The organism is Candidatus Symbiopectobacterium sp. 'North America' (genome assembly GCF_015762685.1).
Lineage (GTDB): Bacteria > Pseudomonadota > Gammaproteobacteria > Enterobacterales > Enterobacteriaceae > Symbiopectobacterium.
The window spans coordinates 1-14,527 of sequence record NZ_PEHF01000027.1 but is presented as its reverse complement, the minus strand read 5'-3'; the positions used below and the strand labels follow the sequence as shown (position 1 = coordinate 14,527).

The window sequence follows — 14,527 nt, the reverse complement described above, 5'->3', positions numbered from 1 at the left end:
TACCTCACTTCGTGAACGTTAATCGTTAAAAAGGAAAGGTCCATGTCCGACAATATCTTGTTCACTCCCTTTACGCTGAAAGGGTTGCAACTGCCTAACCGAATCGTGATGGCACCGATGACGCGCGGTATGGCGAAAGCGGGGATCCCTGGCCCTGAAAACGTGGAATATTATCGTCGTCGCGCGCAAGGCAACGTGGGGCTGATCCTGACGGAAGGTACGGTGGTGAACCGTCCTGCTTCGCGTAATATGGCAGGCATCCCCTTTATTCCACGGTGACGCGGCACTGGCGGGGTGGCAAGGCGTTGCCGATGCCGTTCATGCGGCAGGCGGTAAAATTGGTCCTCAGATTTGGCACACAGGTTCGACACGCACGGGAGAGTGGGAGCCGGAGGCGCCGGTGGAAAGCCCTTCAGGGTTGGTTGGACCGGATACTCCGCGCGGCGTGGTGATGACTGAAGAGGATATCGCTGATACGGTGGCCGCCTTTGCCCAAGCGGCAGCGGATGCCAAACGGTTAGGGTTTGACACGCTGGAGCTGCACGGTGCGCATGGTTATCTGATTGACCAGTTCTTCTGGTCGGGAACCAATAAGCGTACCGATGCTTTTGGCGGAGCAACCATCCGTGAGCGCTCTCGCTTTGCGGCGGACATTGTGCGTGCCGTTCGCACTGCCGTTGGCTCTGATTTCCCGTTAATCCTGCGTGTTAGTCAGTGGAAGCAGCAGGGTTATAAAGCGCGTCTGGCGACATCACCGCAAGAAATGACGGAATGGTTGGCACCGCTGGTTGAGGCGGGCGTTGATATTCTGCACTGTTCACAACGTCGCTTCTGGGAGCCGGAGTTCCCGGACATTGACGGCGAGCATGGGTTGAATTTTGCCGGCTGGGCGAAGAAGTTAACCGGTGCGGCCACCATCAGCGTTGGGTCGGTGGGATTAAGCTCTGACTTCTTTGCTGCCTTTGGCGGTGAAGGATCGGGTGCGGCAGCATTGGATAACCTGTATACGCGTATGGAGCGGGACGAGTTTGATCTGATCGCCGTAGGGCGGGTTCTGCTTTCTGATGCGCACTGTGCAGAAAAAGTCCAGTCGGGTCAGACAGATTCTCTACGCGGATTTAATGCGGCAGATTTGGCCGTACTTGCCTGATATACCTCCATGACAAAGGGAGCTATTGACTCTCTCAAACCGCTGACAACGTCACTTTTTCCTCGTCATTCTCGGCGAAAGCCGGGGATCTCTTCGAGAATGAGCGCGTTTCTTCTGCATGAGATTCCCGCCTTCGCGCTGAAGAATCCCCACAAATATAGGCCAAGTCTGTTTGTTGGTGCAGTGAACATTTTGTGCGCGTTAACCCGCGCGGTTATTTGCACGGTACATCGCACGCACCCGACTCGGGGCGCTCAATCGCCTTCGCCCCGAGACCCCTGCTTTGCGCGGGAAATAACGCCGCTACGCGGCTTCTTCGGAGCCCGAGCTCACTGACGGGCTGCCAGCGACGCGTTCCCGACGCGGCGCTGACTTTCGAGACGTCTTGCCGCTCACCCTGTGGCCCCACTCTCCTCAGCGTTATTTTTTACGCGATATAACGTCAAATAATTCAAAGAATTAAAACTATGTCGCTTTACGCTATTTTTTCTGGGGATCCCTCAACGCCTTCGCGGGAATGACGGAGATGGGGACGTCACTGTTTTTAGGTAGGGTTGCCAGTAATGTCAAAGGGAGCCATTGGCTCCCTTCGCAGACACAGCAATGAGGGGCGGCGCTTAACGTGCCGCTTCGTAGATCTTCTGACTCACTTCCGGCGTAATATCAGCGTGTTCCCCGAGCGCTGTCATGCCGTGTTCTTTCAGTTTGGCAACCAGCGTCGGAATGGTGCTGCCATCCAATTGATAATCCGCCATGTGGGTGGGTACGCCCATTTTCTCGAAGAATGCACGCGTGGCCGCGATAGCATCATCAATGCGTTGATCTTCGCTACCTTCACGCAAATTCCACACGCGTTCTGCATATTGCAGCAGTTTGGCTCGCTTTTGCGCCTTTTTCGCTTGCAGCAAGGAAGGCAGTACGATCGCCAGCGTTTGCGCATGGTCAAGCCCGTGCAATGCGTTCAATTCATGGCCCATCATATGGGTAGCCCAATCCTGCGGCACGCCAGCATTAATCAACCCGTTCAGTGCCATGGTGGCACTCCACATCACGTTGGCTCGGACTTTGTAGTTTTCCGGTTCGGCCAGCACGCGTGGGCCTTCTTCAATCAGCGTTAACAGCAAGCCTTCAGAAAAACGATCCTGCACTTTGGCATCCACCGGATAGGTCAGATACTGTTCAACGGTATGCACAAACGCATCGACAACGCCGTTGGCAACCTGGTGCGGCGGCAAACTCTAGGTTACGACCGGATCGAGTACGGCAAACAGGGGGAAGGTGTAGGGGGACAAGAAGGGCAGCTTATCACCCGTAGTTTTACGACTGATAATGGCACCATTGTTAGATTCAGAACCGGTTGCTGGCAGGGTCAGCACGCAAGTCATTTTCACGGCATTCGTCACCTGTGCGCCTGTGGTTTCCAGAATATGCCAGGGATCTTGCGCGGCTTCATAGTGTGCTGCGGCAGCGATAAATTTGGTGCCATCAGCGACCGAGCCGCCGCCCACCGCGAGCAGAAAGTCAATATTTTCGGCACGGACCAATTCAACGGCTTTCATCAGTGTTTCATAAGACGGGTTTGGTTCGATACCGCCGAACTCACGCACATCACGGCCATCCAGCGCCTGATAAACCTGATCCAGTACGCCGTTACGCTTGATGCTACCGCCACCGTAAGTGATAAGGATGCGCGCATCAGCAGGAATTTCTTTGCCTATTTCGGCAATTTTGCCTTCACCAAACAGAATTTTGGTCGGGGTATGAAGTGTGAAATTTTGCATAGGGTAATTATCCAGTTCAACGCCTTGATAAGAAATCCCGGGTAATGCTTGCGGGAGATGGATACCGATCGTTCAGTATGAATGATGTGGGCTATTATCAGCAGCTGGCCGCAGGCATTCAATGCACATTTCTGTTGGGTTGTTGCCTATTTCTACAATTACCCGGAGAATTGGGTGATAAAAAATGACGTTTGTGTCATGTTGTTTTTCTATTGTAGAGACAGTTGCCACTCCTAGTGAGGCCTTACTGATGACGCGTGCCCAAAACAACCCGGTGTTTGCCAAGATAATCAAGCAGGCGCTCAGCTACACAACCCAACACTGGGTTACGCCCTCGCCGATAGCACAGGTAAAAATCCTTTACGCGGACCAGCCCCATCCACGTGTGCCGGTGATGTATGACCCGACGATAGTTATCCTGTTTCAGGGCAGGAAGATTGGCTATGTGGGTGATACCGTTTTTCAGTATGACGCAGAAAACTATTTGTTGATGACGGTGCTGCTGCCGTTTGAATGCGAGACGGTTGCCAGTGTTGAACAGCCTTTGGTTGGGATCTCCATCCGGATCGATCCGCAGGTACTCCAGGCATTGCTGCTGGATATTGGCGATGATGATAGCGTTATTCGCCCGTGCTCAGGCTCTTGCGGTGTGAACAGTGTGCCGTTTACCGAAGAGATGCTGTGTGCCGTTGAACGATTGTTTGATGCGATGAAAACGCCCCGTGATGCGCGAGTGCTGGGGCCGATGATCGTCAAAGAGATTACCTACCATATCCTGTGTGGGGAGGGGGGAGCGGCGTTGCAGGCGCTGGTCAACCGGCATACCCATTTCAGCCAGATCGCTAAAGCGCTGCGTCGTATCGAAAATCACTATGCGGATAGCCTTAATGTGGAGCAATTGGCGGCGGAAGTGAATATGAGCGTGTCCGCGTTTCACCATAACTTCAAGGCGGTGACCAATACCTCACCGCTGCAATACCTGAAGTCTTACCGGCTGCATAAAGCGCGCCTGATGATGCTCAATGACGGCGTGCGGGCTGGAGCGGCGGCGGTGCGCGTCGGGTATGAGAGCGTGTCACAATTCAGTCGGGAATTTAAACGCTACTTTGGCGCAACGCCAGGTGACGAAGTGGCACGGTTGAAAGTTACCAATATGGTGGTTGAAGAAAGCTGAAATAGCCAGACAGTCGCGTTGGCAGACAGGCAGCAATAAAGGGTGTCAAGCGGGAGAGGGCATTGTGTCAGCACGCTGTATCAGCATAACTGCGCATTCTGCGCAACTTCTTGCTCACTTTCTGGTGTAAATCACTTTTTACGCAATGAATGCCGTTTTTTTGCGAGGTCTACGCAACTTCTTGCTCAGGCTTGGCGTAAGGGAAATGGTCTTCAAGTAATTGTTGTTTAAAAACAATAAGATAAAAATTGGCATGTGAATTGCTGTACGAACGGTGCAATGACTCAACCCGTTCAATAACAAGGAGCAACACTATGCCAACTCCATGCTATCATCAGCATCGAAGGAAAAACACAGGGCAATATCACCGCATGTACCTTCACCTCTGACTCCGTCGGCAACATCTACGTGCAGGGCCACGAAGATGAAATGCTGGTACAGGAATTCAAACACGTTGTCACCGTTCCGACTGATCCGCAATTAGGCCAGCCTTCTGGTCAACGCGTCCACAAACCGTTCAAATTCACCGTCGCGTTGAACAAATCCGTCCCGCTGATGTACAACGCGCTGGCCTCTGGTGAAATGCTGCCGACCGTGACCCTGAAGTGGTATCGCACCTCTGTGGAAGGCAAACAGGAGCACTTCTTCTCCACCGTGCTGACCGACGCCACCATCGTGGACATCAACTGCCAGATGCCACACTGCCAGGACCCGTCAAAACTGGACTATACCCAGCTTATCGAAGTGTCTCTGGCCTACCGCAAAATCGACTGGGAGTACACCGTTGCCGGAACCTCTGGTTCTGACGACTGGCGTGCGCCAGTCGAAGCCTAAGCGCAGATGTATAACCCGGCCATGTGCCGGGTTTTCTGCGTTTGTTACTGCAACCGTTTTGATTCATCAGCACCACAACAAGCACGGGTGCTGTGCACTGGGTTAACCCAACGCACAGCGTCATGACAGAAACGACGACGAACCGGTCAGCCATCGGGGAGTGCGGTAGCCATGGTAGGGCGAAATAATAAGGAGAGAACAGGTGGCAAACAGCACAGGATTACAGTTCACCGTGACACTCGGCACGCTGCCAGCAAGCACGTTTGCGGTGGTGGACTTCAGGCTTGATGAGGGATTGAATCGTCCCTTTAGCTTGTCACTGAATCTGGCCAGTGCTCATCCAGATATTGATTTCAGCGCCGTGTTGGATCAGCCCTGCGAACTGTTGGTATAGTTCGAAGGTGAACTTCAGCGTCGCGTCAGCGGCATCGTCAGTGCCTTTACCCAAGGCGATACCGGTTTTCGTCGCACCCTCTATCAGGCTGAGATGCGTCCGGCTTTGTGGCGCGCGGGCCTGCGCACCAACGCGCGCATTTTCCAATCGCAGAAGCCGGATGCCATTATCAGCACCTTGTTGCAGGAAACGGGTATTACTGATTTCGCTTTTGCGCTGCGCCACGAACATGCTGAGCGCGAATATTGCGTACAGTATCGTGAAAGCGATCTGGCATTTATCAGCCGTCTGGCAGCGGAAGAGGGAATGTATTTCTTCCATGAGTATGAAGCAGGCAAACACCGGGTGGTGTTCGCCAATGATGCGGGTGCGTTGGAGAAAGGCCCTAAGCTGTTTTTGAATCTGGCGACACAGGGATTGTCTGAAGGCGCTTACGTCAGGCGTTTTCACTATGCGGAACGCGTCAGTACGGCGGAAGTTGCGCTGAAAGACTACAGCTTTAAAACCCCCTCTTATGGATTGATGCACAACAATCTGAGCTGGGATTTGGCTCATCAGCGCGAAACATACCAGCACTATGATTATCCGGGCCGTTTTAAACAGGACCCGAGCGGTAAGGCATTTAGCGCTTTCCGTCTGGATGCGCTGCGTGCCGACGCCGTTACCGCCACCGGAGAATCCAACTGTGCGGCATTGATGCCCGGCAACACGTTTACGCTGACGGAGCATCCACAACAGGCGCTCAACATCGTGTGGCAAACGGTGTCAGTAACGCATGTTGGTCAGCAGCCTCAGGCTTTGGAAGATGAGAGTGGGGGCGAGCCCACGACGATAAGCAACGCATTCTCTGTGGCGAAAGCCAGTACGACCTGGCGTTCGAACCTCTCGTTTAAGCCGATGGTGGACGGCCCACAGATTGCGACAGTGGTCGGTCCGGCAGGCGAGGAGATCTACTGCGATAATTTTGACCGCGTCAAACTGCAATTCCCCTGGGATCGTTAAGGTGTCAGTGATGATCAAAGTTCCTGCTGGGTGCGTGTCAGTCAGGACTGGGCGGGCGGTCAGTATGGTTTGATTGCTATCCCGCGCATTGGGCATGAAGTGATCGTCAGCTTTTTGGAAGGGGATCCCGATCAGCCCATCATCACCGGGCGCACCTTCCATGCCACCAACCCGACGCTGTATTTGTTGCCGGAGCACAAGACGCGTACCACGTTGCGCACCGACACGCACAAGGGCAGCGGTTTTAACGAATTGCGTTTTGAAGATGAAGCCACGTGTGAGCAGATCTATCTGCATGCGCAGAAGGATCGCGACACGGTGGTGAACAATATTCACCGGAAAAGCATCGGACGTGACCAACACCTGAGCGTGGCGCAGGACCAGTTTCAGCGCGTTGACCGCCATCGTCACCGCACTGTTGGTCAGGATGATTTCGAGCAAATCGGCCAGGACCATCACCAAACCATTGGTCGCAACGTTATCCAGCGTATCGGCCAGTCGCTGAAACGCTTTATCGGCGGTGGGGAGGTGAGTCATATCGAAGGGAGTCGACAGTCGACCATCACTGGCTCCGAAGAGACGCTGATCGGCGCGCATCAACGGGTTTTAGTTAACACCGACAGCTACCTGAAAGCGGCGGATATTGTGCTGGAAGCCGGCCAGGCATTAACCATCAAAGCGCCCGGCGGGTTTATCAAAATTGACAGTGCGGGTGTCACCATTTCCGGCACCCTGGTCAAAATTAACGATGGTGGTTCAGCGGGGGCGGGCACCGTGCCAGTCTCCATTGCGCCCGAGACACCGAGCGCCCCCACGTTGCCCGACGCACCGGACAGACGCTAAGGAGAGAGCATGCCCAGTGCAGCACGACTGGGGGACAGCTGTGCCGGTCACGGTTGTTTTCCCGCCACGCCGATTATCGCCGGAAGCGGCGATGTCATCATTAATGGAAAGCCCGCAGCCCGTAAAGGCGATGCGGTGCTGCTCCACGCGTGTCCGTGCCCGAATATGCCGCACGGTATTCACGATCGTGCCATTTCAGCCGGATCGGGGAATGTCATCATCAATGGCAAACTGGCGGCACGGGTTGGTGACGCTATCGGCTGCGGTGGTTCCGTCGCCGCAGGCAGCGGCGATGTGATTATTGGTAGTACGCCTTATCAGTCTCCGGTCAAAGCGTGCGCGGAACAGTCCGCAAAAAATCGTGCACCACTGCTGGCCTTGACGCCGATGCTATTGCCTACGCTGATGGAGTGGGCACAATCGGCGGAGTTGCCGATGTTGGATGAGCTGTTGACGTTGGCGCAACGCAAAGATCGCTATCTGGCGCGCGCCAAACTGGCAACCGAGGCGACATCCCTGCAGGGATTGGTGGATCCAGCGAAACGTCAGGCGTTCAACAACGACAATATTCTGCGAGCGGAAGCTGCACAGTATGTTTATTCGGTGGACGAATTCCGGCGTGGTGTAATGGATAAATTACCGAAAGCACCCGTCGGGCTGGAACTGTTGGATACCAGCAAGCTGCCCGGCTTGGCAGCGAGCGACTTTACCGATAGCAAAACCGGCTTTGGTGCAGCACTGCTTAAATCAGCGGTGAATGGAGAAACCATGCTGACTTACCGGGGCAACAACAATGCGGTGACCGGCGTGCAAGATTGGGTGACGAATGCCAGCCAGGGGATGGGGATGAAATCCGATCAATACAACCAGGCGATGTATTTGGCAACCAAGGTAAAGGATGTGATCTCTCCAGCTCCGGTAATTGTTGGTCATTCGCTGGGCGGCGGGCTGGCTTCCGCTGCCGTCAGCGTCACCAAACTGCCGGGGTTTACCTTTAACGCAGCGGGATTGCATGAAAACACGGTGGCGCGTGCTGGAGGGACATCGCTGGTAGATACCGCTACGCTGATTAAAACGCAGGCGGTGGATGGTGAGATCCTCACCCTGGTGCAAAACTACGCTACCCCATTGTTGCAGGGCTTGCTTTCCGGGGCGGGAGCATTAATTGGCGGCAATGCCGGCGCTGCAATCGGCGGTGTGATGGGTGTGGTCAAGTTACTGGACGGCGCGTTGCCGAAAGCGAGCGGAGAGATGTTATCTCTACCGGATTCCGGCGGATCGCCATTGGCCCGTCACGGTATGGATCAGGTGATTGCCGATATTGAAAACCAGAAAAAAGAAGACATCGGACAAATCACCAGCACCTTCGGGGGGATGTAATGCAATGGTTAGTCAGAAACAAAGCGCTACCGCGCCGTGGATTATGGCCTGCTGTTGGGCTAACCGGCCATACGCGGGCGGCATGGTTGGGAGCAGTGCTGATCGGGCTGCTTACGGCTTGTCAGGCAGTAGGGCACAGTATGGATGCCAGTGAACTGTTTTCCCCCTCAGTGGTGGCGGTGTTGCACAGCATTCAAAACGGTGACGCGGCAGGAGCCCGTTATTCGCTGAGTCACGGAGCCGATCTCAATGTGCAGGGCAAAGAGGGGGTGACGCCGCTGCAATGGCTCATCTATCAAACCCAGGATAAACGTGCAGTGCAACGGGCGCTGACGCTGGGGGCCGATCCCAATTTCAAAGATGGCGCCGGTGATAGCGCGGTCAATACCCTTGCGAGAGCGAAAGATCCCGAATGGCTGCGCCTCATACTGGATGCAGGTGGTAACCCGAATGCCATCGGCCGGCGTGGACAACCCGCGCTGTTTGCTGCCATCAGTGAAGATCGCTGGGACAATGTGCGACTGCTGGTGGCGCGCGGTGCTGATATCGAGCTGGCCGATGAGGCGAAAACCACCAGTGTGCATTACGCCGCTTATTTGAACAAATATCAGATGGTGCACTGGCTGATTGAGCAGGGCGCGCAGGTAGAAACCTATTCCGCGACGGGAAGCAGTCTGGCATGGCGCGTGTACGAAAGAGTATCCATTATGGCGCAGCAATCACCGGAATATCCCTGGCTGAGGTGCAGCAGCAATTGCGGGATAAAGGTGTGTTCTTCCCGCCGCGCTCTCCGGCGCAGATGCGCGCACAGTGGGAAAAAGGCCACACGCCGTAACCTCACAACCCATTTGAATCTTTTTGTCACCTTGCTATTACGTTTTGTCCTGCGTTTTTTCGGCGCAGGACACTTCCCGGCACCTCACATTCACGCGTTAGCGACGAATGTATTCCACAAAACATGACGAATTCAGAAAACATAATAACGATGACAAACGGCTTTACCCTGTTTGACATCAGCCAGCGTGCAGCACCCTTGTACGCCGTGATATCCCTGCTGGATTATCCGGAACTGCCCGAATATTGGCAGGCATTTTAGCCCGCTGCGGCGGGACTCTGGCGGCAGTTGCATTTTACGCCGCAAGCAGAAGCGTGGCAGCGCTGGGCTCCTCTGGTGGTTCAGGTAGATGAGGGCAAAGCGGGAGAAACGCTGGAGCACTGGCTGGAGGAAACCGCTGCGGCGGGGCACGGCGGGGTGACGCTGTTCAGTGGCCCATTGACGCTGCAACAGGCCGCAGAACTTTGGCAGCAGCGTATTTCCTGCCTGTGGCCGGAGGGAACATTAGCGATTTTTCGCAGCGATGCACCCGCAGTGCTCTCCGGTTGGTGGCACACTCTGGATGCGCTGGCGCAGCGGGCGTTTCTTGGCCCGATGACACAGATCTATCTCCCCATGATTGATGATGATAAGCGGTGCTATCGCCTGTTGGCGCAGCAAGATACACCGGCAACCATACACGCCGATACGTTCTATCAGATTCAACTTACGCCAGAGCAGTATGCGCTGCTGGCGCATGACAACCGCCTGCACCGTTTGGCCAATGAACTCTTTCTCTATGCGAGCACACTCACGGCGTTTCCGCTTGATATCGCGGTGGTCAAACAGCGCTTTCCCAGTGGTATTGCGCTGGCAAAACAGTATTACCCCTTCGCTGGCGAAGCAGAGTGCGAGGCCTGGTCCGCACACCGTTGGGTATTGGGCAGCGAGTTTTATCACCATACGGCTTTTATCCATCTCACCGAACGCTACTCGCTGGCAGACAGCTTGCGGATTTTTAAGTCCGTGCCTGAACACCTTGACAGTATGCGTCTTCATTATCATCGCCCAGGTTGGATGCGGGCGATTTACCCGACATTTCGGAGGTTACGCTGTGAGTGTTTCCCCACCGTTTTTAGCGTTAGTTGAGGAAGATGACGCCGCCTGGCAAGCACGTCTGGCTCAGGGCGGCTGCTTTGTGATTGCGGAGGCCGCACTTAACGATCCCGTGCCCTGGCTGGCTGAACGCTGGGGAGGCAACTTGGATCAAACTCGTGTGTATTGGGGCGAGGCTGGTCGCGAGCACGCGAGCATCTCGCCTTATTGCATTCCGGTGCACAGCGCCAACTGGACAAAGGTGCGAGAGCATCTGTTGATACAGGACGGCTGGGGCATGGGAATGCAACTGGCGTGGTTTATGCTGGCCTATGCACCGCACGATCAACTGATGGCGCTGGTGAAGCACTTGCGTCATTGGAGTCTGATTTCGCTGCCTTCTGGCGAGAACGCCATTCTGCGTATCGGTGACTGGCAGGTGGTGAATGCATTGCTCGCTGTCAGCACGGCACAAGAGGCCAATGCCCTCTATGGCCCGGTCGCCAGCTAATGCGATATTGCGCCATCAGGCCGCGTTCAGGCCCTGACTCTGACGGCGCGTGAACCGCATTCGGTGCCGGATAACCTGCCGCGTCAACTGAGCACAGCGCAGTGGCAAGCGCTGCTGGAACCCGCACAGCAGCAGGAACTGGCGCGCTATACGGCGCATCTGCGCACGTATCACACGCGTTGGAAGGATGCGCCAGAGGAAGCGTTGCTGGACTTTACCCGCCAGCATATGGCACAGGCGCAGCAAAGCGGGTTCAACAACGATCGCGACATTGTGCGCTGGCTGGCACTGGCCACCGAACTGGGGCCGGATTTTCCCCAACAGCCTTGGGCGCAACCTCTTCTGTAGCAGCCAGAAAACATCGGCATTAAAAGTCGCATGGATCGCCTGTATCAAGCCGCGATTGATCGCCTGACCGAGCGCCACATCGCTCATGAAACAGGCGTACAAATCCGTCGCTGGGAATATGAAGGCACGCGCGATACGCCCGCCAAAGTGGTGTACGAAGACGGCAGTGAAACACGCTTTGATTATGATGTTGAGGGTAATCTGACGGCAGTGACCGATGCGCTGGGACAACGCTATCAGTTCCGTTATGGCGCGTTCGACAACCTGCTGGAAGCGACCGACCCGCTGGGTGCCACGGTGCGCTATCACTACAATGCGCAGGCGGAGTTTGCCGGTGTCACCAACAGTTTGGGCCGGGAGTGGACTTACGGTTTTGACCACTGTGGGCGCCTGAATGAAGAGCGCCATTATGACGGTCGGGTCTACCGCTATCACTACGATGTGGCAGGCCGGTTAACGCAGCGCCTAGCCCCGGATGGCAGCCACATTTTGTACGCCTATGATGCCGCAGGGCGCAATAACCGGGCAGGGCAGGTGATTGCCGAAACGGTTAACGGTGAAGTGCTCACCAGTGACTATGATGCCAGCGGGCAGCGCTCCCGGGTGGAAGGAATTCTGGCCCCGTTACAACTGGCGTGGGCATCAGGCCGTGTGACGGCGCTGGGCATTGGCACACACCAGCCGTTGCAGTTCAGCCACACCGCATCCGGTGAAGAACAGCGGCGCAGCAACGGCAGCGGTTTTGCGCTGCGCCAGGAGTGGAGCCCGACTGGGCTGCTGCAACGCCAGGCGCTGGAAGGGGCGGATGGCCGGATCAACGACGTGCTGGAGCGGTACTACCAGTATGATGTGCTGGACAGGCTGACAGGCATCAGTGGCAGTCACTGGGGGGAACAGGCCTTCCGGTTAAAAGGTACCGGGCAGGTGACGGCCGAGCGGCGGGAGGAAGGGCGCCGTCGTCAGGCACGGCTGTTCGGTTACGACAGCGAACAGAACCTGTGCGAAATTGCTCAGATAGCGCCCGGTATGGGCGAAGCGCTGACGCAGAAAGATGCGGTGGTGCAGTCACTGGCGCGTTATGATGCAGCCGGTCGCGTTATTGAGTGCGGTTACACGCACTATCGCTATGACGACTGCGGTCGGCTGGCGATAAAACGTGAAACGCGCCCCGGTTTTCGGCCAAAGGAAACGCACTACGAATGGGATGTGCAGGACCGTTTGGTGCGAGTCAGTTTGCCGGAGGGTGCGCGTTGGCTTTATGGTTATGATGCCTTTGGCCGCCGGGTCAGCAAGGTGCGCGAAGGGCAAGCCTCCTCAGTGCAGGCGGTAGCTCGGGTAGCCTACCGCTGGGACGGAGACCAACTGGTAGGGCAGCAGCAGTATCTGGCGGATGGCACATCGGCGCGGGCAGTGCAGTGGGTGTATGAACCGGGGAGTTTCCGGCCGCTGGCGCAGGTGGAAGGAAAAGGCGATGTTACCCGGTTGCACTATATCGTCACGGATTTGACGGGTACGGCGCGCGAGCTGTGCAGCGAGGAGGGAGAAGTTCACTGGCGGGGTGAACAGGCGCTGTGGGGCAATCATCGGGAGGAGCGCCGGCCCATCGCATTGCGACGCTATCTGGGTGATGCTTCGAACGAAGAAGTGTACTGCGAATTGCGCTATCAGGGGCAGTTGTACGATGCGGAGACAGGGCTTTACTACAACCGGCATCGTTAGTATGATGCGGATAGCGGGCAGTATCTCTCGCCGGACCCGATAGGCCTGGGTGGTGGGATTAGGCCACAGGGTTACGTAACGAATCCATTCATGTGGTGTGATCCCTTTGGGTTGGAGAAAAAAGGTCCTGCGATGGGGCCACATGGGCAACTGAAAAACGATCCAAGCCCCGGACAGTCTCACCACTTAAATCAGGATGCCGCGTTTAGGGATGTTATCCCACGAGATCAAGGCGCAGCAATCAAAGTAGAAGGAAATGCGTTTACCGAGCGGGGATCACAGCATTATGAAGCTCATAGATCGATGGAGAAGTTTTGGGATCAATATAGAAAAGGTGGGGAATTATATAGAGAAGCACCAACCAATACTCAGTATACTCAAGCCCTAAAACGATCTCTCGAATCGGCAGGCTTGCAGCCTAATCAGGTGAATCAGGCGGTAAGATATAGTATTCAAAATAGGGTGCAGCATGGTGCTCTTGGTTGTATGGAAGTGCCGAGAATTCCAGGAAGAATAAATCAGGTGAAGCCATTAAAATATCGCGTTTAGCAGTCGATAGGTTGATGAATATCCAATGGTTTGATCATGTTGGAAAACCAGCATTGTTATCTTCTATCAGGCAAGTTAAGAATGATAGTGATTTTATTGAACACATTGATAGCGTCAAATGGGAAAATACCACATTAGAAGCTGGTAACGAAATTACAGGCTTGTTAGCTATAAAATACTCAGATTTATATCATAATTGGAATCCTTTGGTAAAAGAAGCAAAAAAAATATTGGATGGAGAGATCATTCCATCTATTAAATCAGATTTAATTTCGCATGAAATCATACTGAACAACGTTAAGTGGGACTTGGTAAATTATTTAATGGAAGATGTATATAAAGATAAATTAAAGTTTGACTTGTTTTTCTATGGACTCATTACTGTTTACGAGTCAGGGCATATACCCTGCGGCTGGGATGGTGAATGGCCTAAAGGCAATTTAGTTATTTATTAATTTATCTATATAAAAAAGCCGGAAGTGATCCTTATATCCTTCCGGCCATTTTTACCTACAGCAGTCCCGCACTCCATCCGCCTCGCTTACCATCCGCTTAACCGCCCGCTGCGTCTGCTGAAGCTGTAAGTATCCCGGTAAACCGAACCATTCACTTTTAGAGATCTTCTGACATACTGATTATGTCCCGTTGAGGAGATCGCCATGCGTAAAGCCCGGTTCACCGAACACCAGATCATCGCCGTTTTGAAGTCTGTTGAAGCGTCAAAGACGTTTGCCGCGAAGCGGGAATATCTGAAGCCTCGTACTACAACTGGAAAGCAAAGTTTGGGGGTATGGAAGCGTCTGATATCAAAAAGATGAAAGATCTTGAAGACAAAAACCGACGATTGAAACAGATGTTTGCCGATCTGAGTCTGGAATGCCGGGCACTCAAAGACGTTATCGAAAAAAAACTTTAAAACCAGCGATAAAGACG

General features: G+C 54.4%; 6 protein-coding genes and 7 pseudogenes. 12 read left to right on the top strand and 1 reads right to left on the bottom strand.

What is annotated here, in order from left to right:
* Positions 1 to 42: 42 nt before the first annotated feature.
* A pseudogene (locus CS369_RS06375) lies at positions 43 to 1,150 on the top strand (NADH:flavin oxidoreductase).
* Positions 1,151 to 1,767: 617 nt separating this feature from the next.
* Here CS369_RS06375 and yqhD read toward each other — a convergent pair.
* A pseudogene (gene yqhD / locus CS369_RS06370) lies at positions 1,768 to 2,931 on the bottom strand (alcohol dehydrogenase).
* A gap of 250 nt (positions 2,932 to 3,181) precedes the next feature.
* On the opposite strand from yqhD, the gene CS369_RS06365 reads away from it, so the two are divergent.
* From CS369_RS06365 to CS369_RS06315, 11 genes and pseudogenes are all read left to right on the top strand, one after another.
* Positions 3,182 to 4,105, top strand: a complete 924-nt coding sequence (locus tag CS369_RS06365; RefSeq protein WP_196906437.1) for an AraC family transcriptional regulator — start codon at positions 3,182 to 3,184, stop codon at positions 4,103 to 4,105.
* 314 nt (positions 4,106 to 4,419) lie between these two features.
* Positions 4,420 to 4,939, top strand: a pseudogene (locus tag CS369_RS06360) (Hcp family type VI secretion system effector).
* A 202-nt stretch (positions 4,940 to 5,141) separates the two neighbouring features.
* Positions 5,142 to 7,178: pseudogene (locus tag CS369_RS06355) on the top strand (type VI secretion system tip protein VgrG).
* Positions 7,179 to 7,187: 9 nt separating this feature from the next.
* Complete coding sequence (locus CS369_RS06350) at positions 7,188 to 8,558, top strand: PAAR domain-containing protein (RefSeq protein WP_196906435.1); 1,371 nt, start codon at positions 7,188 to 7,190, stop codon at positions 8,556 to 8,558.
* A 140-nt stretch (positions 8,559 to 8,698) separates the two neighbouring features.
* Positions 8,699 to 9,393 (top strand): annotated as a pseudogene (locus CS369_RS06345) (ankyrin repeat domain-containing protein).
* Between the two features lie 288 nt (positions 9,394 to 9,681).
* The gene (locus tag CS369_RS06340) at positions 9,682 to 10,521 is read left to right on the top strand and encodes a DUF4123 domain-containing protein (protein WP_244664827.1); all 840 of its coding nucleotides are present in this window, start codon (positions 9,682 to 9,684) and stop codon (positions 10,519 to 10,521) included.
* Positions 10,487 to 10,978 carry a DUF4123 domain-containing protein gene (locus CS369_RS23190; protein WP_244664826.1) on the top strand — a complete coding sequence of 164 codons (492 nt, stop codon included), beginning with the start codon at positions 10,487 to 10,489 and terminating at the stop codon, positions 10,976 to 10,978. The genes CS369_RS06340 and CS369_RS23190 overlap by 35 nt, the downstream gene beginning before the upstream one ends.
* 63 nt (positions 10,979 to 11,041) lie before the next feature.
* Complete coding sequence (locus tag CS369_RS23185) at positions 11,042 to 11,326, top strand: hypothetical protein (protein ID WP_244664825.1); 285 nt, start codon at positions 11,042 to 11,044, stop codon at positions 11,324 to 11,326.
* A gap of 54 nt (positions 11,327 to 11,380) precedes the next feature.
* Positions 11,381 to 13,168: pseudogene (locus tag CS369_RS06330) on the top strand (RHS repeat-associated core domain-containing protein); the annotation flags it as partial.
* A gap of 440 nt (positions 13,169 to 13,608) precedes the next feature.
* Positions 13,609 to 14,049 (top strand): hypothetical protein, encoded by a 441-nt coding sequence (locus tag CS369_RS06320; protein WP_244664824.1) that lies wholly within the window; start codon positions 13,609 to 13,611, stop codon positions 14,047 to 14,049.
* A gap of 204 nt (positions 14,050 to 14,253) precedes the next feature.
* Positions 14,254 to 14,527, top strand: a pseudogene (locus CS369_RS06315) (transposase); the annotation flags it as partial.